Origin of the sequence: Fibrobacter sp. (assembly GCA_017503015.1) — a bacterium.
Lineage (GTDB): Bacteria > Fibrobacterota > Fibrobacteria > Fibrobacterales > Fibrobacteraceae > Fibrobacter.
Window position 1 is genome coordinate 1 of record JAFVTX010000009.1, and the last position, 22,536, is coordinate 22,536.

23 protein-coding genes are annotated in these 22,536 nt (G+C 52.6%); 12 read left to right on the forward strand and 11 right to left on the reverse strand.

The window, feature by feature from the left end:
• Nucleotides 1-208, reverse strand: a 208-nt coding sequence (locus IKB43_01815) for a hypothetical protein (GenBank protein MBR2468881.1), incomplete at its 3' end; no start/stop codon positions are given.
• 122 nt (nucleotides 209-330) lie between these two features.
• On the opposite strand from IKB43_01815, the gene IKB43_01820 reads away from it, so the two are divergent.
• The 7 genes from IKB43_01820 to IKB43_01850 all read left to right on the forward strand — a co-directional run bounded on the left by IKB43_01820 (nucleotide 331) and on the right by IKB43_01850 (nucleotide 7,279).
• A complete protein-coding gene (locus tag IKB43_01820; GenBank protein MBR2468882.1) occupies nucleotides 331-2,187 on the forward strand; it encodes a DUF1926 domain-containing protein in 1,857 nt (618 codons plus the stop codon).
• 3 nt (nucleotides 2,188-2,190) lie between these two features.
• Entirely contained in the window at nucleotides 2,191-2,880 is a 690-nt protein-coding gene (locus IKB43_01825; GenBank protein MBR2468883.1) for a hypothetical protein, read from the forward strand.
• The gene (locus tag IKB43_01830) at nucleotides 2,870-3,556 is read left to right on the forward strand and encodes a lytic transglycosylase domain-containing protein (GenBank protein MBR2468884.1); all 687 of its coding nucleotides are present in this window, start codon (nucleotides 2,870-2,872) and stop codon (nucleotides 3,554-3,556) included. Before IKB43_01825 ends, IKB43_01830 begins: the two co-directional genes overlap by 11 nt.
• A 175-nt stretch (nucleotides 3,557-3,731) precedes the next feature.
• A complete protein-coding gene (locus IKB43_01835; GenBank protein ID MBR2468885.1) occupies nucleotides 3,732-5,087 on the forward strand; it encodes a TolC family protein in 1,356 nt (451 codons plus the stop codon).
• Nucleotides 5,088-5,103: 16 nt separating this feature from the next.
• Complete coding sequence (locus IKB43_01840) at nucleotides 5,104-5,679, forward strand: ABC transporter substrate-binding protein (GenBank protein ID MBR2468886.1); 576 nt, start codon at nucleotides 5,104-5,106, stop codon at nucleotides 5,677-5,679.
• The gene (locus IKB43_01845) at nucleotides 5,679-6,575 is read left to right on the forward strand and encodes a hypothetical protein (protein MBR2468887.1); all 897 of its coding nucleotides are present in this window, start codon (nucleotides 5,679-5,681) and stop codon (nucleotides 6,573-6,575) included. The genes IKB43_01840 and IKB43_01845 overlap by 1 nt, the downstream gene beginning before the upstream one ends.
• On the forward strand, nucleotides 6,575-7,279 hold the full coding sequence (locus IKB43_01850; GenBank protein MBR2468888.1) for an rRNA pseudouridine synthase: 705 nt from the start codon (nucleotides 6,575-6,577) through the stop codon (nucleotides 7,277-7,279). Before IKB43_01845 ends, IKB43_01850 begins: the two co-directional genes overlap by 1 nt.
• 59 nt (nucleotides 7,280-7,338) lie before the next feature.
• Here IKB43_01850 and IKB43_01855 read toward each other — a convergent pair whose 3' ends face one another.
• On the reverse strand, nucleotides 7,339-7,695 hold the full coding sequence (locus tag IKB43_01855; protein ID MBR2468889.1) for an integration host factor subunit beta: 357 nt from the start codon (nucleotides 7,693-7,695) through the stop codon (nucleotides 7,339-7,341).
• A gap of 105 nt (nucleotides 7,696-7,800) precedes the next feature.
• On the opposite strand from IKB43_01855, the gene IKB43_01860 reads away from it, so the two are divergent.
• Nucleotides 7,801-9,009: a tRNA-dihydrouridine synthase family protein gene (locus IKB43_01860; GenBank protein ID MBR2468890.1), complete on the forward strand. Its 1,209-nt coding sequence runs from the start codon at nucleotides 7,801-7,803 to the stop codon at nucleotides 9,007-9,009.
• A gap of 183 nt (nucleotides 9,010-9,192) precedes the next feature.
• On the opposite strand, the gene IKB43_01865 is transcribed toward IKB43_01860, so the two are convergent.
• Nucleotides 9,193-10,698 carry a radical SAM protein gene (locus tag IKB43_01865; protein MBR2468891.1) on the reverse strand — a complete coding sequence of 502 codons (1,506 nt, stop codon included), beginning with the start codon at nucleotides 10,696-10,698 and terminating at the stop codon, nucleotides 9,193-9,195.
• A 51-nt stretch (nucleotides 10,699-10,749) separates the two neighbouring features.
• On the opposite strand from IKB43_01865, the gene IKB43_01870 reads away from it, so the two are divergent.
• Both IKB43_01870 and IKB43_01875 read left to right on the forward strand, forming a co-directional pair.
• Entirely contained in the window at nucleotides 10,750-11,349 is a 600-nt protein-coding gene (locus tag IKB43_01870; protein MBR2468892.1) for a toxin-antitoxin system YwqK family antitoxin, read from the forward strand.
• Between the two features lie 61 nt (nucleotides 11,350-11,410).
• Nucleotides 11,411-12,100, forward strand: coding sequence for a hypothetical protein (locus tag IKB43_01875; protein ID MBR2468893.1), 690 nt, complete (start codon nucleotides 11,411-11,413; stop codon nucleotides 12,098-12,100).
• On the opposite strand, the gene IKB43_01880 is transcribed toward IKB43_01875, so the two are convergent.
• The 7 genes from IKB43_01880 to IKB43_01910 all read right to left on the reverse strand — a co-directional run bounded on the left by IKB43_01880 (nucleotide 12,097) and on the right by IKB43_01910 (nucleotide 20,338).
• Nucleotides 12,097-12,837 carry a DedA family protein gene (locus tag IKB43_01880; protein MBR2468894.1) on the reverse strand — a complete coding sequence of 247 codons (741 nt, stop codon included), beginning with the start codon at nucleotides 12,835-12,837 and terminating at the stop codon, nucleotides 12,097-12,099. The genes IKB43_01875 and IKB43_01880 overlap by 4 nt on opposite strands.
• 49 nt (nucleotides 12,838-12,886) lie before the next feature.
• On the reverse strand, nucleotides 12,887-14,443 hold the full coding sequence (locus tag IKB43_01885) for a hypothetical protein (GenBank protein ID MBR2468895.1): 1,557 nt from the start codon (nucleotides 14,441-14,443) through the stop codon (nucleotides 12,887-12,889).
• A gap of 84 nt (nucleotides 14,444-14,527) precedes the next feature.
• Nucleotides 14,528-16,087 carry a hypothetical protein gene (locus IKB43_01890; GenBank protein MBR2468896.1) on the reverse strand — a complete coding sequence of 520 codons (1,560 nt, stop codon included), beginning with the start codon at nucleotides 16,085-16,087 and terminating at the stop codon, nucleotides 14,528-14,530.
• 7 nt (nucleotides 16,088-16,094) lie between these two features.
• Nucleotides 16,095-16,727, reverse strand: a complete 633-nt coding sequence (locus tag IKB43_01895; protein MBR2468897.1) for a hypothetical protein — start codon at nucleotides 16,725-16,727, stop codon at nucleotides 16,095-16,097.
• On the reverse strand, nucleotides 16,727-18,142 hold the full coding sequence (locus tag IKB43_01900; protein ID MBR2468898.1) for a hypothetical protein: 1,416 nt from the start codon (nucleotides 18,140-18,142) through the stop codon (nucleotides 16,727-16,729). Before IKB43_01900 ends, IKB43_01895 begins: the two co-directional genes overlap by 1 nt.
• Nucleotides 18,135-19,643, reverse strand: a complete 1,509-nt coding sequence (locus tag IKB43_01905) for a hypothetical protein (GenBank protein MBR2468899.1) — start codon at nucleotides 19,641-19,643, stop codon at nucleotides 18,135-18,137. Before IKB43_01905 ends, IKB43_01900 begins: the two co-directional genes overlap by 8 nt.
• Nucleotides 19,640-20,338, reverse strand: coding sequence for a hypothetical protein (locus IKB43_01910; protein MBR2468900.1), 699 nt, complete (start codon nucleotides 20,336-20,338; stop codon nucleotides 19,640-19,642). The genes IKB43_01905 and IKB43_01910 overlap by 4 nt, the downstream gene beginning before the upstream one ends.
• Nucleotides 20,339-20,367: 29 nt before the next feature.
• On the opposite strand from IKB43_01910, the gene xseB reads away from it, so the two are divergent.
• A complete protein-coding gene (gene xseB, locus IKB43_01915) occupies nucleotides 20,368-20,589 on the forward strand; it encodes an exodeoxyribonuclease VII small subunit (protein MBR2468901.1) in 222 nt (73 codons plus the stop codon).
• A gap of 6 nt (nucleotides 20,590-20,595) precedes the next feature.
• Nucleotides 20,596-21,411: an ABC transporter ATP-binding protein gene (locus IKB43_01920; protein MBR2468902.1), complete on the forward strand. Its 816-nt coding sequence runs from the start codon at nucleotides 20,596-20,598 to the stop codon at nucleotides 21,409-21,411.
• Here the strand turns inward: IKB43_01920 and IKB43_01925 are convergent.
• The gene (locus tag IKB43_01925) at nucleotides 21,408-22,472 is read right to left on the reverse strand and encodes a hypothetical protein (GenBank protein ID MBR2468903.1); all 1,065 of its coding nucleotides are present in this window, start codon (nucleotides 22,470-22,472) and stop codon (nucleotides 21,408-21,410) included. The genes IKB43_01920 and IKB43_01925 overlap by 4 nt on opposite strands.
• Between the last annotated feature and the right edge of the window lie 64 nt (nucleotides 22,473-22,536).

A 22,536-nucleotide genomic window follows, 5' to 3' on the forward strand; every position in this document is an offset into this window, starting at 1 on the left:
CGGCTCCCTTGTGCACGTGAAGCTCCGGAATCGCCTCACTCTCGCCTTCATAGCCAGCTTGCGCCTGGCTATTACGGCTCACGGGCGACCGTTCGGCTCCCTTGCGCACGTGAAGCTCCGGAATCGCCTCATTCTCGCCTTCATAGCCAGCTTGCGCCTGGCTATTACGGCTCACGGGCGACAGTTCGGCTTTCAGGACACATCTCACACTTCACACCACACTACATCCCGAGCCTCCCACCACGAACCTCTTGTCCCCCGCAACCCTACAACCTACAACCTAGCCCCTAGATCCTATCTCCTATCCCCTTTTTTACTATCCTTTATCCCATGAAACCCGTCGTTTCTTTTTTGCTTCAGCTTTCGCCCCAGACGGCCTATGGTAATCTGGAGTCCGTGGCTCGCAACCTGTCGGACGGTCTCGAGATTTTGCTGAACTACCGGAAGGTGAAGTGCTCCATCTTTATGGACGGTCCGACCATGGAAATGCTGAAGAAGACGGCGAAGCCCCTTTCCATCGGTAAAATCAAGGCCGGGGTTGACGAGGGTCTTGTTGAATTTTTGGGCGGTGGTTTTTACGACCCGATGCTTCCGCTGTTCCCGAAGGACTTGCAGGTCCGCCAGTTGAAAAAGCACCGGTCCAAGCTGAAATCCTTCTTGGGTCTGGAACCCCAGGGTTATTTCAATTCGTCCCTAGTCTGGGAAATGGGCATGATTTCTGTGCTGGAGGAGTGTGCCTTTGACTATGCGCTGGTGAGCGAGGCCGCCGTTCGGGAGGCCCTGGGCCGCAATTCTCCGGTTTCGGGGTGGTTCACTGTCGAAGACCAGGGCTCGCTGATGCGGGTGGTTCCTGTTTCTGATGAACTGTCCAAGGCTATCGGCGAAGACGACCTTCGCTGGCGGGAAATTGCGGAATCCTACAATCACGAAGAAAAGCCCGTGGTGGTGCTGCTGGACTTGCCCCCGCAGGCCGAAGAAATTGTGGGCTTTTTCGAGCGACTGGTAGATTTTGTAGAGACGAACGAGGTGCAGACCTGGCCCGTGAGCTATATCGTGAACCAGCTCCAGCCGGAAGGGGCTCTCAGCAATCTTGTTTCTGCGGGTCGCAAGCTGGGACTCCCCTTTGCGGCCAACACTTGCCGGGAGATGCTTGTCCAGCGGCCCGAAATCAATACCCTGCAAAAGGACCTGCTGAACCTGTTTCACAGGGGCAAGGGCAACCTGCAGGGCAAGGACCTGGAAAAGTTCTACGAGGAACTTCTGCCCGCCATGTCGCCGATTTTTTACCGGAACCTGCAAGACGATGAGGGCATGCGCAGCCTGAAGGTGCGCCAGTGGGGCTTCCGCTACCTGCAGAAGGCCGCCCACGACCTGGATTCCCGAATGAATTTTTCGGGCCTGCGTATAGACGTGAGCGATTTTATGCTTCAGGGCATGAAACAGATCTGGGTGGAAAATCCGGAGATTTCTTGCCTGGTGGATTATTACCAGGGGGGAATCCTCAGGCTGCTCAACCACAAGACTCCTGCCGTGAATTTGGTGAATGCCTGGCACGATGACGGCGGCCCGGCTTTGTTCCTCGCGGAATGCCTGTTGCCCAATGAGGACTTGACCACAGAGCAGATAGGCGTGCTGTTGGCCGGGCGCGACCGCCTGTTCCTGGAACATTACGATTACCAGGTGAAACGGGAAAGCGGCAGTGCCCAGGTGCAGCTGAGCGGAGAGCAGGGCTACCGTGTCGGCGAGAAACAGGGCGTTTTCTTGGTCAAGAAGGAACTGCACTTTGACAACGGGTCTCCCCGTATAGGAGTGGCTTACGAGGTGGCCAACACCACCTATCAGGAAAATCCCTGCTATTTCGGGACCTTGATGGAACTTGGACTTTTGGAGTCGGGTGAGGGTCCATGCATTGTCGCGGACGGATCCAAGGTCAAGTGGGACCGCAGGGAGCCTTTCATTTATCCGGATGCAAAGAAGTTCAAGGTTTTCGATTCTAGCCTGGATGCCGCCATAGAACTGGAATTCGAGACGCCAACGCCGGTATTTATCGGGCCGATTTTCAGTGCGTCTTCGGCGGCGGCCCCCCAGATGTTCCAGGGAATTCGTGTTTATCCTTTCTGGAAATCGTCCCTGGCCGCCTCGGAAAAATTCGAGTGCAAGATGAACATGACGCTCTCCAAGAGGTGATGCATGAGGGCGGACCTGATTGACATACAGATAGAAGATTTCGGAAACGACGTGGAAATTTCCCTGTCGGGTTCCCTGAGCAAGGCCCAGCTTTCGGCCGTTCGGGAAAAACTGGACTCCCTGATGTCTGGCCCCGGAGTGTTTTTCTTCTTGAATCTAGAGCGAGCCCATTTTGCCGTAGATGATTACTTGGAGATGTTCCTGGATTTGATGAACAAGACCAGGGAGCGAAACTCGACCATGGTGCTCCTGTTCAGGAACGAAGAACTATTGGAATATTTTTCCAGATACAAGAATATTTTTGAAATCTATGAAAGTCGCGAGGCTTACAAGAGTTCTGGTCTTTCCAAGCAGCTGAAGCAGGTGGGCGTCTATTACGGCAAAAAGACGGGACTTCGCCTGAGTCCAAGTGTGGCCATTGCGGCCGGCGTGCTGATAATGGGTTGGCTTATTACTTTGTTCTTGATCATTGCCGCCCAGGGGAAAGACATTGCCGACAAGCAGTCCCAAATTATGGCCCTGGAAAGCCAGCGGGACCGCTATGTCCAGGAAATCGACAAGCTGGAATCTTCAATTGGTCCCTTGAAAAGGCTGGGCGTGGTGGAAGATACATCCCAGCTGAATTCCTTCGGGGCTATTCGCGACTGGGTTTCTTACCTGAAGCACCTGGAGAATACCCGGCGTGAAGAATAGTCTTGGACTTTCGACGCCTGTGGCGGGGTTTGTCTTTGGACTTACCTTCGTTGTCCTTTTTTCTTTTGTTTTTTATTGGGGGCTCCAGCGCAGCGAACTGGAAAGCCTTTCCAAAAAAGAGCGGGCCCTGAGGGCCGAAATTGAACAGCTGGACGTAATCGGCAACTGGACTCTGGAATACGTGAGGATAGACCGGGCCGTAGATTTTTTGTCGGAAAAGAAACTTTCGGAAGATGCCCGCCGCCGCCTCACGGAGCAGCTTTGGCAGATATCCCATGCCTATTCCATTGACCCCCTGATGGTGCTTGCGGTGGTGGCCCAGGAAAGCCACGGCAACCCCAACGCCCGGGGCCGCATGCAGTCTGGAGCCTTTTCGGGAGCTCTCGGGCTCATGCAGATAAAGCTTGAAACGGCCCAGAAGATGGCGTGGCGGTTTGGGCTCCGGGTGAATTCCGAAGAGGACCTGTTCAAGCCCGAGGTGAACGTGACGGTGGGAACGGCCTACCTGATTCGCCTTATCGGAAAGTACGGCAACTGGAAAGAAGCCCTGGTGGCCTACAACCTGGGGCATTCCGCCGTGGACAAGCTGCTGGAGCGGGGGAGGCCCTTGCCCATGCGTTACTATGAGCGTGTCATTTCCAAGTATAAAATGCTTGTAAATCAATCTTTTTTATAAATTTAGGTTGATGGCCACCTTTAAAAATTCATTTTCAAAAATTTGGCTGCGACGCATCGTGCTGTTTCGTCACTCTAAGTGGCAAATACATCCAGTATTCGCCACTTTTCGTTCCTGCCAGCACTCGGTCTCGCTCAAATTTTTTTCATCAAAGCAATTTCCAAAGGTGGCCTTGATGAAAAAGTTTTTGCTCTTGACGATGCTTGCAGGCATTGCCGTAGCGGGAGAAGTCCGTTACGACTGTTTGCGCTTTGTCGAGGCTGGGCTTGCAAATGACCCGCAAATTGCAGAAGCCCGATTTGGAACCGAATCGAAAAAGGAAAAAATCCAGAGCCTGAAGGCCGAAGCCATTTTGCCCACCCTGGACGTTTCCATGATGGTGGGCCCCGCCCCCGGTCTTAAGGAATCTGTAGATAACTGGGGCGATACGGTTGACGTGTATGACTTTTCCAAGATGGGCCCTTTCTGGGGAGTGCAGGCCAAGTTCGTGCAGCCCCTGAACTTGGGGCAGTACCGCTCCGGCAAGCGGGCCCTGGAAGCGGATGTGCAGCAGAAGTCCTTTGCCATCGAAAACGCCCTCTTGCGAAAAGAAGTGGAACTGCAGACCTATTATTACAACTACCTGCTGGCCCTTGAAATGAAACGACTGGCCGCCGATGCCCAGAAGCGTGTAGATGAAGCCTACGAGCAGATGGAAGAAGCCCTGGACGACGACGATCCCAATGTGAGCCAGATGGACTTTTTGAACCTGAAGGCGAAAATGCATACGGTCAAGGAGGGCGTGACCGAGGCGGAGCTGGGCATGAAACGGGTGCAACTGGCTATTCGTTTTTCGCTGAACCTGCAGGATGGCGATGTTTTTGCCACAGAAGATACGGTGCTTGTCCCCCGCAAGGAAAAATTGCCGCCCTTAGAAGAGGTGCGGATGCTCACCTTGCAGAGCAATCCGGAACTGAAACAGCTTTCGGCGGGGCTAATCGCCAAGAGAACCCAGATGGATCTGGCAGAAGCGAAGCTCGCGCCGGAGTTCTTTGTGCTGGGTGAAGTGGAATACGTAAAAAGCTGGGCCGGAAACCGCAAGGTGATGCAGAAGGATGCCTTTGCCGAAGACGCCGTGAACAAGCTTTCGGGCGTTATCGGTATCGGGCTCAGGTACAGGCTGAATTTCTGGAAGCAGTGGGCGGGCTACCGCGAAGCCCGGGTAGAATACCGTGGCCTGAAAATGAAAGAAGCCTATGCGGCGGACGGCCTGATGGCCAAGGCCGAAGAACAGTATTACCAGGTGGTTGCCGCCCAGGAGAAGATGGAAGCCCTGAAAGAAAGCCTCAAGGCCTCCGAAGCCATTCTGAAGGGGGCCGCCATGCAGTACGACCTGGACAAGTCCAAGACGGGCGAACTGGTAAGCGCCTACACCCAGAACGTGACCTTGCAGAAAGATTACCTTTTTGCGGTGTGTAAGTACAATGTGGAAGTGGCGGAACTCATTGCCAGGATGGGGTTGAGTTTAAAAGACTATCAAGCCAGATTTTAAAAAGGAGTAAATCCCTATGTTTAAGAAGTTGATGATTTTGGTTGTTGGCCTTTCTCTGGTGGCCTTTGCCGCCGAAGACCCTGTTGCCGCCATCAAGAAAAAGGACGGTGAACTGCAGGCCTTGCTGAAAAAATCCAACCATACCGCCAAGGAAAAGGAGCGCGTCAAGGACTTGCTGAGCGATAGTTTCGACTTCGAGATGCTTGCCAAGAAGAGCCTTTCGGCCAAGGACTGGGACGCCCAGGACGCCGCCTCCCAAGAAAAGTTTGTGTCCGAATTCAAGCGCATGGTCCGCAACTCCAGCGCAAAACGCCTGGAACTCTACCGTGCGGATTCTACGATTTACGAACCCGCCAAGATGAAAAAGGATAACGAGGCTCGCGTGGTGGCCCACCTGTGGAACAAGGGCAAGGAAGCCGTTCTGGAATACAAGATGACCCAACTAAACGGCAAGTGGATGGCCTGGGACCTGGTCATTGACGACCTTTCTACCGCCCGTAACTACAAGGATCAGTTCAGCCAGATTCTCAAGACCAAGTCCTTTGCCGAACTGATTGACATTATCAGCAAGAAGGCCGACGAAGCGGAATAATGAGCGTCTTCAGCCTGGTCCTGATTCTTGTCGCCATCATCGCAGCAGTTGTCTTGCTGTTCCCTGTGGTGTTCCGGCTGGACTTTCACCTGACGGAATCGGGATTCGTGGCAGACCTGTTCGTGTTCAAGAAAAGGCTCTGGAACTACACGAAGGAATGGAAGGCGAAGGAGGAGCAGGAATCAGAACCGGAGCCGCCTACAGAAGAAAGGCCTGCGGAGGAGACTGCGCCGAACCCCGCACCTGAAGCTTCGAGCTCCGAACCCCGCGCCTCGAACCCCGAACCTCAAACCTCGCGCCCCGCACCTGAATCCCCGTGCCCCGAGCCTGAAGCCTCTCAAGCGGATCCTCACTTTCGTGAGGATGACGAATCCCGCGCCTCGCGCCCCGCACCTGAGGCTTCGACTTCAGAGCCTCAACCCTCAACCCCCGAACCCGAAGCCAAGAAAAGCCTGACGGAACGGGAATTCTGGACCCTGCTGCTGACTCCGGACATTGACGAACGAGGCCTGCGTTACAGCAAGAAAATCCTGAACAGCTTTTTAAACGTATTCCAAGTGCGTTTCAGGGATTGCTACGTAGAAGGAATCCGCATGGACTACAAGTCCATGGGCTATGGAGCCGCCCTGAACGCCATGCTCAAGGGCTATCCGTTTCTAGAAGATTGGGACCTGCGGATGGACTGGACCCGCGATCATGACTTGCAGTCGGCAGGCCATATCGAGGCGACCGTTAATTTGTGCAGAACGGTTTGGTTCTTGACGGTCAGTTCCGTATATGGCGGAATTTTCGCCTTTGTATTCTGGCGTCGCCGTGCAGCGGTCCTCAAGACCGGAGAACTCCCTGAACTGGGCTATGTGCGTACGAAAATCCTGAACTGGCTGGTGGAGGAATAATGCCTGCTTTGACTGTGGAACGACTGCTTGCATCCATCGGCTTCGGTAGCCGCAAGGAATCCCGCGCCCTGGTCCGCATGGGTCTGGTGGAACTGAACGGGAACGTGGTGGAAGACCCTTTTCTGGAACTCAAGGAACGGCCCGAATTCATCACGGTAAACGGTGAAGAAATCCCAACGGTGGAAAAGCTCTACGTGATGCTGTACAAGCCCGTAGATGTGGAGTGCAGCCACAACGCTCGCGATTATCCGTCGGTCTATAGCCTGCTACCGGACCGCTTTACGGCCATGGGAATCCAGACCGTGGGCCGCCTGGACGCCAATTCATCGGGACTGATTTTGCTTTCGAACCAGGGGGACTTTATCCACAAGGTGGAAAGCCCCAAGAAAGGCCTGCTGAAAAAGTACCGCGTGACTCTGGCCCGGCCCTTTACCGAAGGCCAGAAAAGCGACCTGCTGAAGGGTGTGATGCTTAAGGACGAACGCCGCCCGGTGGAAGCCAAGGAGATTTCCGTAGAGAACGGCTCCGTGGTCATTTCTATCGGCGAGGGCCTGTACCATCAGGTGCGCCGCATGTTCGCCGCCGTCGGCAATCACGTGGAGACCCTGGAGCGGGTCGCCATTGGACCGGTGCTGCTGGACAGGTCTCTGGGCACGGGCGGTTGGCGGTTCTTGACAGAAGACGAAATAAAGGCCCTCTCCTGAGAGAAGGCCTGGCTTTATCAATTCTTGATTTTGTGTCGCGGGCACGAGGCCGACTCGGGTCAGCCTTCGGAGTCCTGTGCCGTTTCCGATGCGACCTCGGGGAGGCTTTCGGCTTCGGCGGCAATGTTTTCCAACGTGTTGATCTTGTCCTTGATGTCGTTACTGAACTTGAAGGTGGGCACCAGGCGCTCCTCGATGAGGACGGTCTCGCCGGTGCGGGGGTTGCGGGCCGGACGAGCCTTGCGGGGTTTGCAGGCGAAGGTCCCGAAGCCACGGATTTCGATGGTATTGCCATCGATGAGTTTTTCACCCACCAGGTCCAGGAACTGTTCCACCACGACCTTGATGTCGTTGCGGGCTAGTCCTGTGGACTTGGCTATATCAAGAATAAGAGATTGTTTTGTTACGTTAGGCACGACTTAAATATAGGATTAACAACGAATTAGCGTATAGGTCTAGCGAAAAATAAATATTTTTTTCGGGCTTTCATTGCGGAAAATTTGTGAATAAATGTGGTAAGAATGTTGAAAGTTGTGAAAAAGCCGAAAAGGACCTCTTTTAGGCTCCGGGACAGGGAGATTTTCCCAAATACGATCCTCAGTCCTATGGACGGGGTGACGGATGCGCCTTTCCGCAGGCTCTGTCGGGTGCTGTCGGGCAACCGCATGGGCCTTCTGGTGTCGGAGTTCGTGCCTACCGACGGTGACGCCATCTTTAGGCTGGACGGCCACAAGCAGCTGAAGTTTTTTCCGGAAGAGCGTCCCTTCGGTATCCAGATTTTCGGGAGGTTTCCGGACAAGATGGCGGAAGCCGCCCGGAAAATCGCGCTGGAGCTCCATCCGGAGTTCATAGAGGTCAACGCCGGATGCCCCGCCCCGAAGGTGGCGGGGAAGGGGAGCGGCTCGGGCCTGCTTCGGGACCTGCCCCGCCTGCAGGAGATACTGCACGAGGTCCGCACCGCACTGGACCGTTCTTGCCCGGAGATGCCGCTCACCCTCAAGTGCCGTATCGGCTGGGATTCCGAAAGTATCAACGTGATGGAGACTTTGAAGATTGCCGAAGGCGAGGGAGTGGAAATGCTCACCGTCCACGGACGGACTCGCCTGCAGGGCTACAACGGCCTTGCCGACTGGGACTGGATAGGGAAGGTGGCTGCCGTAGCGAAGATTCCTGTAATCGGAAACGGCGACGTGAACAGCGTGAAGACGGCTTTTGACCGTATTGAAAATTACGGAGTCTCCGGCGTGTCCATCGGGCGTGGCGCCATGCACAATCCCTGGTTGTTTGGCCAGATTGCCGACGCCTGGGAAGGTCTAGCCCCTAAGGAAATTTCTGCAGTAGATGCCTTGGACGTGTTCCCGCTTTACTACAAGTTCAAGCTAGAAGACGGTTCTACGGAAATGGGCGCGCTAGGCCGCCTCAAGCAGCTGGCGGCGAGACTTTGCAAGGGGTTCTGTTTAGACGGGAGTGAAAAGTCTCTGAATGGCTACGGAGACTCAAACCTTCGTCATTCTCGCGAAGGCGAGAATCTGGCAGATTCCGACGATGCCGCTATGCAGGTGCGGCAGACCTTGCTTACGGCTCAAGAGCCGGCGGAATTTTTCGACAGGTTGCACGCGCTCCGCGATGGCCTGGCTCGAAATATGCGTTACGACCCTAGCCGTCTCGTGAATTTGAACGGCTCGAAGGAAACGGAAATTAGACCTGGCGACCAGTTTGCCGGCCGGTAAATTTTCACGATAATCTTCGTATAGCTTCGTTGTCGGACTCTCGCTGTACCGCTTGTACAGCTTCGGTCCTGCCGCCTCGCTCTACTCGATTCTCCTGAAAATTGTTTTAATGAAAAAGATTGCAAAAGAAAAACCGTATCGAATCTCGCTGCGGTTTTCTTTTAATTGTTTGCGGTCTATCGCTTACTCTTTCACCGTCGGGGCCTGGCGCGCCACAGGGGCGAGCTGCCCGTGCTTCCTAAACAGGTGCTTCACCAGCGTGCCGAAACCACGCATCACGCGGTAGCGTTCACGCGGGTTCTTGAGGGCCATGATTCCCTGGCGGAATATGTAGCTCGGACGCAGGTAGAACTCGCGGCGGGCCTTGTCGCAGAAGTCCACAAGCGCCTGGCTGCTGAGTTCGCCGCGCTGGATGGTGGTGCGGTGGAACCCGTCCTTGTCGAGCCACTGGTTATAATCCTTTGTCTGTAATGCGCCGCTCTCGAGGGCTTCCTTGTAGGCCTCGGTGCCGGGGTACGCCATGATGGGGTAGAACTGCGCGGTGTTGGGGTTCAACTTCTTGGCGTAGTTGAGCGTCATGCGGAGTGTTTCCGGAGTGTCGCCCGGGTTACCCACCATGAAGCAGCCGTGCACCAGCAGTCCTGCCTTGCGGGCGTTCTTCGTGAATTCGATTGCCTTGTCAGTGTTCTTCACGCCCTTGTGAATGTTCTCGAGAACCACAGGCGAAGCGCTTTCAAAACCCACGCACATCTCGCGGCCGCCCGCCTTCTTCATCAGCTTGAGCAAATCCAGCGGAACATCGGCGCGGGCGTTGCAGCTCCACGTAATCTTGAGGCCGCGTTCCAGAATCAGGTTGCAGATTTCGCGCACATGCTCGTGGCTTGCGGTGAACGTGTCGTCTTCGAAGAAGACTTCGCCCAAATCCTCGAAATTGTCCTTGATGTACTGCAGTTCGTCCACCACGTCCTTGGGCGTGCGGCGGCGGAACTTGTGGCCGTTGAGCGTTTGCGGAATCACGCAGTAACTGCAGCGGTTCGGGCAACCGCGGCCCGAGAGAATTACAATCAGCGGGTTCAGGTTCGCACCGTAGAAATATTTCTTATAGCAGCTGTACAAATGTTTGCGGTAGACCTTCGAGACCCACGGGAGCTCGTCCAAGTTCTCGATCTTCGGGCCTTCGGGCTGAAAATCGGTGGTGCCGTCCGCCTTACGGAAGGCAAGTCCCGCAATCTGGTTCACGGGAACTCCGTCGCCCCGCAGGCTCCTCGCGAGGTTCCGGCAGGTGTAGTCCGCCTCGCCGATAATCACGAAGTCGAGTGCGGGCTCCATCTCCATGGATTCTAGCGGCTCTGCGGTGGCATGCGTACCCATGATGGCGACCTTTACATTCGGGAGCATGTCCTTGATGGCATGCACCACCTTGAGGTCGTTCAGGATACTCGGGGTGCTCGTGCTGCAGACGACCAATGCCGGGTCAAACTTCTTGATGCCCTCCAGCGTCTTGGGCAGGTCAAGTTCCATGGCGGGACTGTCGATTAACTGAATCTCATTGCCGTCTGCTTCCGTCGACCCTGCAGCATAGCTCAGGAACATAGGCCAGTAAAGAGTGCTCGATTTAGTCACGCAGGGACTGCGGGACTCGCGACTGAACATCGGATGGAACGGAGGATTTAAGAAAGTAATACGCATGAGCCCACACAAAATACAAAATCGGTATGGATATAGCTACATTTTTGCCCGATGAATCATCTTTTTTTCATCTGTTTTTCGGTAATGTTTGCTATGGCTTGGGCGGTAGCAGGAGAAATACCGTTAGACACGGTCCGGACGCTTTATCCGGCGGGTAATGTTGCTCGTATCTACACTGTTCGACAAGGGACCGATGTCAAGGAGGGCTGGTCCGTGTCGTACCACCCGGATGGTAAACTTGCAATCAAGGCGTTTTACCGCAATGGTCTTTTGGAAGGAACCTTTTCCAGTTTTTACGAGAACGGCAAGCCCTGGCAAGAAATTGCTTACGAAGCAGGCGTAGAAAACGGACCGTCTGTCAATTATCACGACAATGGACTGAAAAAGTCTAGAGAAATATACAAGAACGGCATTCTCGAAGGTGTGAGCGAGGAGTGGGATGAACGGGGAACCTTGCGAAGAAAAATTCCCTATTCTCGTGGCCAAATTCATGGTGTGGCACAACTTTACGATGATCTAGGGGCGCTGAAAGAGGAAATGACCTTCGAAAGGGGACTTCGCCACGGTAGCTATCGTCGTTACAACAAGGGCGTTAAAGTTCTTGAAGCTGAGTTTCAGGCCAATCGCTGTGTTAAAAATTGCGACTTTTAGCTTTGACGACTGTTTTTGATTCGCAAACAGTTGAGCATATTATGTATCTTATGGACAGATAATGAACGAAAGGGTTTGGTGTATGAACAAGTGGATTGCATGTATTTGTCTAATGGGGCTTATCTCTGTTTCCGTTGCGGCTCCCGCCAAGGGCTCCTTTAAGGACAATCGCGATGGGAAAACCTACAAGACTATCAAACTTGGAAAGCAGACTTGGATGGCTGAGAACCTCAACCTGCACATGGATGATTCCTGGTGCTATGAGAGAAAGACCGAAAATTGCAAAAAATACGGTCGACTTTATACCTGGAAAAAAGCCGAAAAGGCGTGCCCCGTCGGTTGGCATCTTCCTTCCCGTTCGGAATGGCGTGACCTGGTATCTTATGTATCGGAGAATTCCAAGACAAAGCCCGGAAACACTTTGAGGACAAAGGACGACTGGAAAGTTAAGAAGAAAAAGAAGAAAATTTACGACCAGCACACGGGTGAAGCCATTTATCTGGACGAATACGAAGTCATAAATAATGGCACGGATGAACTGGGATTTTCTGTGCTGCCGGCTGGTTACGTTTCTAAGGAAGGCCGTTCTGACAAGCTTAAAGAACGGGCCTTGTTCTGGAGTTCTTCCAAGGAAAAGGGCAAAAAGACCAAGAAAGCCTATGCCCGTATGCTAGAATTTGGTGACGAAAGCATCCACGAAAACAAGTATTCGACGGACAATGCTTTCTCGGTCCGTTGTGTCAAGGACTAAGTTTTTTTTCGAGGCTTGACCGCGCTCCACACCATATAACCGATAAAGAGTGCTCCAAAGGCAAGCAAAGCGATTGCCAGTTCGGAGTTGTACTTTTCGATAATGTCTTTTTGACCGTGAGCCAGGTAGCCAAGGACTGCCAGGACACAGTTCCAGATGGTGGCGCCTAGGAAGGTGTAGAGTGTAAAAGGCAGGAGCTTCATGTTGGATAGCCCTGCAGGTATAGAAATCAGCTGCCGTATGACGGTAATGAGCCTGCCCACGAAAGTGGATATTGCACCGTGGTCACGGAAGTAGTTTTCTGCCTTTTCGACTTTTTGTGTGTCTATCAGCAAAAAATGTCCAAGTCTGGAATCGGCAAATTTGTACACAATAGGGCGCCCCAGGAACTTAGCCAAGAAATAGTTGATAAACGCGCCTATAAGGGCTCCCATGCTGGCGAACAGGACAATCAGCACGATGCTCAAGTCGGAACCGGGCTGCAGGGCCTTGTAGGCCGCTGGCGGCACCACCAGCTCCGACGGGAACGGGATAAAGGAACTCTCTACGGCCATAAGGAGGGTGATGGTGCCATAGTTCAAGTTGTTGTTATACCAGTCAATAACTTGGGTGTAAATCCCTGTAGCGGCAGAATCCTGCACTGCCGGAGGATTCTGTGTGGCGACTTCGCCCCCTGGTTGAGCGAGAACAAACGAGCACAGTAGGGCTAGCAAAAATGCAAGTGTTTTAAAGTTCATATGATGTTAAGTGAAAAATAAAGGTGCGACAACCGCCGCACCTCAATGCTTATTTCTTCTTTTTGCCCTTGGATTTCTTCTGGGACTTTTTGTGGTTTTTCTTGCTGGGCGCCGGTTCTGCTTCGGCTTCCGATTCGCCTGTCTGAGCCTCTATCATGGAGGGAGCGTCGGCATTGGCTCCCTTGAGGGCCGCCTTCGCTTCTTCCACAAACTTACCTTCGGGGAACCGCTTCAGGTAAATTTCGTAATCCTTCAGGCGGCCGCTTCCCTTGACCAGTTCGAAGATTCCGGCTTCGGCTTCGTCGCGGAAGGCTCCGTTGGGATTGTCGTTCAGGTAGGTAAGGTAGGCCTTGAAGGTGTTCTGGGCCTGAATCTCACGGAACTTGTGGTATTCACCCAGTACCTGCAGCTTGGCTTCCACCTCGGGCCTGTGGGGGGAGTCCGGATAGTATTCCAGGTACATGGCCAGCATCTCGGGGTCGTTGGATGCCATGACCTGCTCGAAACGAGAATCTTCTTGCTTGGTCTGGTATTCCTTCAACTGGACCTTTCCGGTATCCAGGGTGGCATACAGCTTTTCTTTGGTGGCCAGGTCTTCGGGGTGGCAGAAGGCGAGGAAGCTTTCCAGCACGTCGGAGAACTGGGTCTTGGTGAAAGCTTCGCTCATGTCGGGCAGGTTGCCATCTTCGTCCAAGAAGAACCGGTAGTCGCGTTCGATGGCCATGCAGTCCCAGTCGGACAGGGTGTCCTTGACTTCGCTGTTCTTGCGGAGCACGTCGTCGCGGTCGTGGAGCACGTACCTCATACGGCGGTCGCGGCGGCTTTCACGGCCAAAGTCAAGAGATAGTTCCAGACCCACGCGTACGGGTAACTTGTAGGAAATCTTGTCGAATTCGATGCCGGAGTATCCGGCAGGGATGCTGGCGTCTTCGTTTGCCTTGGGAGCCTTTCCGGTGGCTTTGACGTCTTCGTAGGGCAAAAATTCCTTGCGGACGTTTACGCCAATCTTGAAATCAATATCCTTGAAGAGTTCACCAATCTTGTATTCCAGTGCTCCCGAAACAAATGCGGTCGGAAGGACGCTGGTCTTTTGGTCTGTGTGGGAAAAACGTTCGTCGTAGAAAGAGAAGAACTGGAATCCGTAACCACCCAGAAGCCTGATGTCCAGATCGCCGATGAGGTTGAAGGAAAAACCCGCCAAGAATGAGGGCGCGTAAGAACGGAAGGAGAGTGACTCGCCCTTATTGGCGTCGCCGCAACCTTTTTCCTTGTCGCAGTTGTCGCTTTCAAAATAGAACTTGGGGTTTTTGGCAATCTCTCCGAACTGGATGGAGTTGATTTCGACGCCCAGCCAGAAGGTGAAGGGAATGTCTGCCTTATAGAAAGGAGTAATCAGTGGGCTCCAGAGGAAGCCCGCATTGATGGGGAAGGTCATTACCTTCTCGTCAATCTTGTCTAACAGTAGTTCCGGGTCGCTATCCTTGAACTGTAAATAGGCAAATTCGCCTTGAACATAGAGCTGCATTCTCCAGTTGGAACGCTCAAAATCGGCAGCCATGGCGGCTACGGCAAAAAGCAGGGAAATAAGTAATACTTTACGCATCATGCACAAATCTAGTTTTTTTGTGTGATTTTGCGCATGAAAGGGGGGGTAGGTGTCTTTTTTTCGGGGTGTTTTGATGAATTGTTTCTAGAAAGAAATGAAGAACCCTACACCGAGCACCAAGATGCCTGCCCCGATGAGCGTAAGCCCTATGATTGTTTTCTGGTCACCGTCACTTACCAGGTCCTTGTTCTCTTTCACCTTTTTCTGATAGAACTCCCCACCCGCGGTGGCGGAACCGTTCAGCTCTTCCTTGATGTCTTCGGCGTCTTCGTAATCCAACTGGCCGAGGTAGGTGAACAGGGCCCCGACGATTAAGGGTGCGATGGAAACTCCCATCATGGTGTGGCCGAGACGGATTTTTTTACGGGCTTTTTCCCATTCCTGTTGCGACTGGATTTTTTTGAAATCGGTTTCTTGCGTCAAATCTACATTAACGGTCACATCAGAAATGGGCGGAACATAGACCGCAACCAAAGAGTCCTTGAATCCGAATTTGCGAAGCTTAAACTGGACAAGTCCCGGCTCCATGATGGGGTAGCGGGCGGGAGTGGTGCCGATAGTCTTGCTGCGCTTGGTGATTTCCCCTCTGCTGGAGAAGATTTCTGCACCTGCCGGGTTGGTGATAATCCGGAGTTCGGGGTTGACCCGTTTCAGTTTCATCGATCTCCAGACGGTATCGCCCATAATCGGGTGGACTGTAGTGGACCCACCCCACAAATGCTGGTCTACGTTCCAAAAGGCATGAATGGTAACGGCAGCGGTGTCCGTAACCGGAATTGTACAGGGAGACCTGCAAAGGGCGTTGTCCTCGGCTCTAGAAAGTGTGGCCCCTTCGGGGTCAGTATCGATATAGATGTAGCCTTTTTTTTCTTTTAAGTTAGAGGCGTCTTTGCCTTGGGCTTCTAAAAGAAAGATTTTCAGATTGTCTTTGGAGAGAGCGTCGGTGACAGCCTTGGAACGGGAAATTCTAAGTTCGCTCTTGTAGATGGTGGGCAGCTCTTCTTCGAATACCACCCGCATAAGCTGAAGTTTCAGGGAATCTTTCTTTTGTACGGGGGAAATCTTTCCAAAGTAGATGGTAGTGGCGCCCTTGGCAGAAAGGGAGTCTTGCAGGCAGATGTTGTCGCTGCAGTCGGGAATGTCCTTTTTCTTTAGAATGTGAATTTTTTCTCCGCTTTCCAACAAAAATCTGGCGGCGAAGGTGTTGATTTGCATCGCCAAAGTGGAGTCGCCGATTTCGTCTTCGAAACTGACTAGAACGGTGGGAGAAGATAGTTCAAGGGGCTTCGTTGCGGTAGGAGAGTCGTCTTGGAGGGTGTCGTTCGTGGCAACCTGTGCAGAATCGTTTGCGTTGGTTGTGCTGTCCGGAGATGCTGCCTGTACAGAATCTGCGGGGCTTGCCAGAAGTAAATCTGTACCTGAAGTATCTATGATGGACTTGAATTTGCTCTTGGCAATACGGACAACGGTAAACTTGTTGTTGATGTAGCCGCCCAGCTGGACGGTATCGTTTTGAATACCGAGAAACTGGGCTTTTTGTTTGGTGCCAGATAAAAGTTCCACGCTGACAGACGGCCCTTGCGGCTCTGCGGCAAGCAGGACTTGGGCGAGTAGAAGGATTAATGCGATGCACGTGGATTTCATGATTTACCTAGAAAGATAGAAAGAGTCCGACCGAAAGGATAACGCCGCCTGCAACGAGTGAAACAAGAGCCGCTTTTTTTGCCGTTTTGGCATTGTCCCGGTACTCCTTGAAATCCTTTTTGTCTTGTTGGTAATTGTCCCCAGATGTAATGACGGTGTTTTCGATATTTCGTTTGCAGTCATTGGCCTTGTTGATTTCGTAAGCGGAGACCCCTGCGGCAATGGCACTTGCAGCTAGCGGGACGATGGAGGCGATCATTAGACGGTGTCCCAGGTTTCGTCTGCTTCGGTGGTTCAAGTCCGCTTGTTGCTCTTGCAGAAACGTCTCGTCAAAGGCAGGGGCGAGGCCCACGATTAGGAAGGAAGTGTCTTTCTGAGAAAGGGTTACGTTGATGCTAGTGTCCTTAAAATCCGGACGGAAAAGTGTAATGAGAACCTGGTCTTTGTCCAAGGGCACAGGGACAAATGCCGGTATACGGTAATCGGGGTTCTTGGAAAAATCGGGGTGTGCGTCCCCGACATAAAGGTCTGCACCGGAGGGGTTGGTGGATACATGCAGGTACCGCTCCCGTGGGGCGTTTTCATCGGCGAAACAAAGACCTAAAAGTAGGAGGACGGGAATGATTATTTTGAAAACCATTATTGATCCTCCGTTTGGACAAAGGGACCTGTAATCCGGAGGGAATCCTTGTCCGGCACCATTCTCCAGAATAGTTCGGAATTACGATTTCGGGCATTGTCGGGGACAGGGATCCTGATTTGGCAATCTTTGCGGCAGGGATTTGCGAAAGAAAGAATGTTGGATTCGTAAGTCACGGTGACGGTGTCGAAATCGGCGATGACGAATTTCTTTTGGGTGGGGTTGATTCCTGATCCGCTATCCATGAAGTAGAACCTGACGCTGTCGGTGAGGGCGAGAGAGGTTTTTACGGGAGATGCCTTGGGTGGAATCTTGTCGGTAAAGACAAGGCTGTCTCCTAGGCGGATCATGGTACGTTCAGGAATGTCAATTGTGATGGGATTGGCCTCGTAGTCCGTCAGTTTTGTTTCGTAGGTGTAGATGCGTAGTCCACTTTGAGGTTGGACATTGATGTTTAATGGCTCGTTAGGCTTTTCGTAGCTTACTGTTTTTAGGGTGTCGCCCAAAGCGTTGATGAGAACGATTTTGGTAGAAACTTTGGAGCCTGGGGTTAGTCCTTCGTAGATGGGTTTGACCTGGATAACCGAGTTCCTTCGCTCTGTGAACTTTGTGCTGAAAGACGACGCGTCTCTGGCCTGTTCTTCAAAACCGTTGTCGGTGAATGCTGTTGCCTTGACGCCCCAATAGACCATGAGGGATGTGTCCTTGAGGTCGAGCCCGTTCATTTGAAGCCATTTTTCTGAAATTAGGGGACCCTTGAGGCGCATCCCGCTTTTGCAGTCCCCGATGGATAGGGCGTTTATGGAGTCCAGAATGTCAAGCCAATGCGTGCTTTTGGAAAGGGAAACGCCTTCGGCGACAACGGCATAGACGGTACATTCGGAACTTTCCCATGGGTCAATGCCCGTAATGTTCCAATTCAGTTCAATGTAGTCGTCGGATAGAGGTTCAATATGTGCGTCTGAAGCAGGCGTTACAAGAGTAATGCTCAGAGGCGAGCCCACGAAAATGTGGAGGGTGTCTCTTAAAGTGTCTCCGGAAAAGTCGATAGTATTCAAGACAACAATGCGGTAACCGACGGAATCAAAACGACTTTCAATGGTTGTAGAATTGATGCTTTCGCCTTCCAGTTCCCAATAGTGGGAGCTGTAAAGATTCATGGCACTGTCCGAGGAAATGATGTTGCCGTTTATCGCGTAACCAGCGGTGAAAAGGACTTGTTCGCCCTGATTGATGTAGAGGGTGTCCAATTGTTCGGTGTATTTAGAGTAATGGTCTTCATCGCTCCAGTGGGTGACCAGAATTCCCTGCTGCAAGAACTGGATGTCTGTTCTTGAAATTACGGCGTCTTCGCGACAACCTGCAAGAAACAGGAAAAGGCAGGCGAGAGCAGCGCCAAAAAATAGCCTAGTCATCTTTGCCTCCCGCACTGCTGGAATTTTCTGCGCTGGAAGAACTGGACTCCGGTTCAGGTCTTTCAAAGCTTGGCCTGATGACGTAGGTCTTGGAATTTAGGTTGCCACTGTAGTCATAGGCGCTGATGGACAGTAACTGGTAGGTCCAGCTCTTGTATGTCTTGGGCAGCACTAAGAAGACTGTGTCTGCAGTCCGGTCCTCATTGTAGGAAATTTCACGGAAGAAAGAGGAGCCTCGCAGTTCCTGCCCGTTCCAGAAAAAATTTTGGTAGACGCCACCACCGTGTTCCTCAAAATAGAATCGGAGGGTGTCCAAAAAATCCAGGGTGTCGAGGTCTTGTAGGAGGCCTTCGGGAGAGGGGTGCTTGTTGGATGGAGGTATGGTGTCCAACAGCCGTAGCGTGTCTGCAATGGCGATTTCTCCGGGTTGTACCACCACATCGGCTGTGTCGGGGCTAAAATCCGTGAGTTTCGGTAGGTTTGCGATGATTTTGTATTTGCCGGGTTTCAGCGGAGAAACGACGAATTGATTTGTGTCTAGACCTATCTCGTGCTCAACCACCGGATTAGATAAGGAATCCAGGATGTCTAGATGGATTTTTCCGTGGTTGCTAGAGTAGTATCTGTCGTAAAGGGATTCGTTGGAGAAACGGATGAATGTCTGGATTCCGCCTTCGTTTTTGTTCCCTTTGGTAAAGAAATCCCCCTGGATGAGCGAGTCGGATTCCAGACCGAACTCGTTGACCGCGCGGACACTCCAGGTGTAGAATTTCAGGTTTTCTAGCCGGTGGTAGAAATTCGGGTTGTCCCAGTAGGTGAAGTACGGTGTATCGATAAGGGTGTCCAGGATAGAATGGCTGACCGTATAGAGTTTTGGATGTCGGTCGTCGGTATAGCGGATACCCCGAGGTTCCTGGATCTCGAACTTGTAATACACTTTCGAAATGGAATCGGGGTCGTAGCCGTGCCAGGCGAAGGTGATGCCCTCTTTTGGCGAAAGTCCCTGGCTCCCTATGGCGGGAATGAACCCTTGGGTCTCTAAGACAGGCGGGTTTGAAACCCAGAGCCGTAGAGTGTCTCGCAGGGTGTCACCGTAGTGGTCAGTCACCACGAAACAGATTTCGTGGTATCCCGGCTTGGTTACAGGCTTGCGGAAGTTCATGTCGTTGGAAAAGTCTTCGCCGTCCAAGGTCCAATAGTATTCGCGGTAATGGGCCTGCCTGTTTGGCGTAATTTCTCCAATAAAGATCAGGGTGTCCTTGGAGGTGACGGTGTCGGCTCTGACCCGAGAAGGCTTGACTTGGGGCGTGCAGTTGTCAATACACGGATATTGGTCGTCCCATGACTCGGCGGATTCTATTTCGTAGGTGCGGGTCATTTCGGCGTGAATCTGGAGGGCGACGGAATCTTCTTCATCGTAGAGGTACTGGTCGCTATCAGAACAGGCGACTAAAAATACGAGGGCTGCGAAGGGAGCGAAGATGGAGGCGTGAAACTTCATTTTTTCGACTCCAGGGTGTCAACCACGTAAAACTTGACCAAAGGCAGGGTGTCGGTATCCCCTTCCGAATCTTTCACGATGACCTGGAAAAGGTGGATGCCTGCACGGAGACCTGACTGCTGAATTTTTTCCAAGGCTCCGACGTAGTAGTGGGTCGTATCCAGTTCTAGAATGTAATCCAGGGAGGCGTCTTCGTTGTCGTGGGCTTTCCAGCTGAAGGTGAAGGATGTGCGTACGGTACCGTACAGGGTGTCGCCCTGAGCTGGGAAGAAATCTTCAGTGAAAGCGGGCGGACTGTTGACCGTAATCTCGAAATCTGATGAAACAGAATTTCCCTCATCGTCCTTTACCACAAGCCTGTTGGGGATTTCGTCTTCTTCTGGGTAGGCGGGAATCTTGAAGGTGACGCCACTCCCTAGCAGGGAATCCCTGTACCAGCTGAAGTTTAGTTCGGACTCCAGACCTCTGGGGTGAACCACGGCCTTGAGGGTGGCGGGATCTTCGGGATGGATTTTCAGACTGGTGGAATCCGCGTTGTCTTTTTGGACGGCATAGACCGTCACATAAGATGCCGTGTTTTTGGGCTCGGGAGTGTTCGGAATGTCTAGGCAGGCTGCAAGCAGGAACGCCGCCGCCACAGGGAGGAGACGGACCCGTGCCAAAACAGGATGCCTATGCCACATGTTGAAATCCATGTCTGTTAAATGTAACTATATTTTCGGGTATGAGTACCGAAAATTTGGAATACAAGAACTCCATGGACCGTCTGGAAAGCATCCTGACGCGTATCGACAACTCGGAAATGGGAATCGACGAGCTTTCGGACCAGGTCAAGGAGGCTACGGAACTGCTGAAAAAGTGCCGGCAGATTCTCTTGAAGACGGAACAGAATGTTCAAGAAGCCCTGAACAGCCTGGAAGAAGAATCGGGCAAGGAACAGGGGTAATTTCGGTTGTCCGAAAATACGGAAATTTCTGTGCTGGAAGTCCGGGACCTGTCGGTCCGGTTTCCCCGTCGTGGAGGAGTCCTGGGAAAGGTCCAGGATTATTTTACGGCGGTGGACGGGGTTTCTTTTGACTTGCCCCAGGGGAAGATTCTTTCGGTGGTGGGAGAGTCCGGCTGTGGCAAGACCACCTTGGTAAAGTCCCTGGTAGGGCTTGTCCCTGTGGCGGAGGGGCGGTTCAGGCTGTTTGGAGAAAATGTGGCGAAAGGGCGGCTGGAACCTTCGGGCAGGCGGGTTTCGGACCTGGTGCAGATGATATTCCAGGATCCCTACAGCAGCTTGAATCCGAGACAGACGGTTTCTGAAATTTTGACAGTGCCGCTGCTTGCCCGTGGTGTAAAGCAGGTTGAGGCGGAGGCACGGGCAAAGGAACTTTTGGAGCGGGTCTCCTTACCTGCTCAGTCTCTCCAAAAGTTCCCCCACGAATTCTCGGGGGGGCAGCGGCAGCGCCTCTGCATTGCCCGGAGCCTGATGGTCCGGCCGAAGATTTTGCTTTGCGACGAGGTGACCAGCGCCCTGGACGTTTCGGTTCAGGCCCAGATTCTGCACCTGCTGGACGACCTGCGCAAGGAGCTGGACTTGTCCATCGTGTTTATCAGTCACGACATGCAGGTGGTGCGTGCCCTGAGCGATTTGGTTCTGGTCATGTACTTCGGGAAAATTGTAGAGCGGGGCGAGGCGAAAACTGTTCTGACCGCCCCCCAGCACGAATACACCAAGACGCTTCTCGCCGCCGTGCCGACCATTAGACGGCAGGGCGGCTAGTTGAGTTCGCCGTCGTAGCCTTGTCCATTGCTGCTTGAAGCCGGGGCAACGGACTTGACGCACTTCTCGAATTCCTCCTGGTTGTTGGCCAGGTAGGCAACGGCATATTCCAGGGTGTTTCCCTGTCCGTCAATAATTTCCTTGTTTATGTCAAGGTAGTCCTTATTTTCGCTTTTGCACAGGGACTTTTCCATAAAGGTCCGTTCAAAGTCCAGGTTGCAGGTGGTTTTTCCCGAAGATAGTTCCAGCTTTACGGTGCGGTTCACCTTTTCGCTGCCATCCTTGGCCAAGGTCTCTTCGGCCTCGTTGTACTTGAGGGCGTATTCCTTGCCATCCATCTTGAGGTTGATGGATGTCTTGGTTTGCGAAACTGTGGTAATCTTGTATTCCTGAATAAGGCTCAGGACTCTTGCGGAGTCATCGATGAATGCTCCTGGAATGTAGAGTTCGAATGTTCCTTTCAAAGCCCGGAGAATGTCTGCCGTCAATTCAGAAAGTACCAGGTTCCCGCTTTTCTGGGCGCTGTACCTTTCAAAGTCATATTGAGTTTCGGTAATCATTTCTCCCTTGGAAAGGGTAATGGTTTTTGTGGTAAAGACGTCGCCAGTTGCGCAGAAGGTGTTTTTTTCTACCGGGTCAAAGTCGCAGAAAAGGGCCCTCCAAGTGCCGTATATCTTGCCCGCCGTACCGCCTAGGTACATGCGACCGAATCGTTCTTGTTCGCCGTTTTTGTAAACCAGGGAGTATAGTACCAGGGTGTCGCCTCGGAATTCGTATCGGGCGGATTCCTTAGAGGTTCCCAGGTTCACTGTTTTCCACGTGAACGAGCCGTTTTCAAGGAGGCACAAGTCTTTGGAATTTTCGGTAGTCCAGGTAATTATGTTGTGCTCTTCGTCCACTTCCAGGGAACTGGTCTTCGAAGATACGGTGGACTCGTCACCTGCACTGGAGGAACTGTCGTCGCTGCATGCCAAAAGTACAGCAATTCCGGCGCAAAGGAACGTTGCGAGCAAAACGCGAATGGCGAATTTTTTGCTGTGACTTGTGTAATCGTATCCCATTGTTTCTCCACGTCTGTTTCATTTACAATATAAAAAAAGCCGCGTTGCCGCGGCTCCTTGAGGG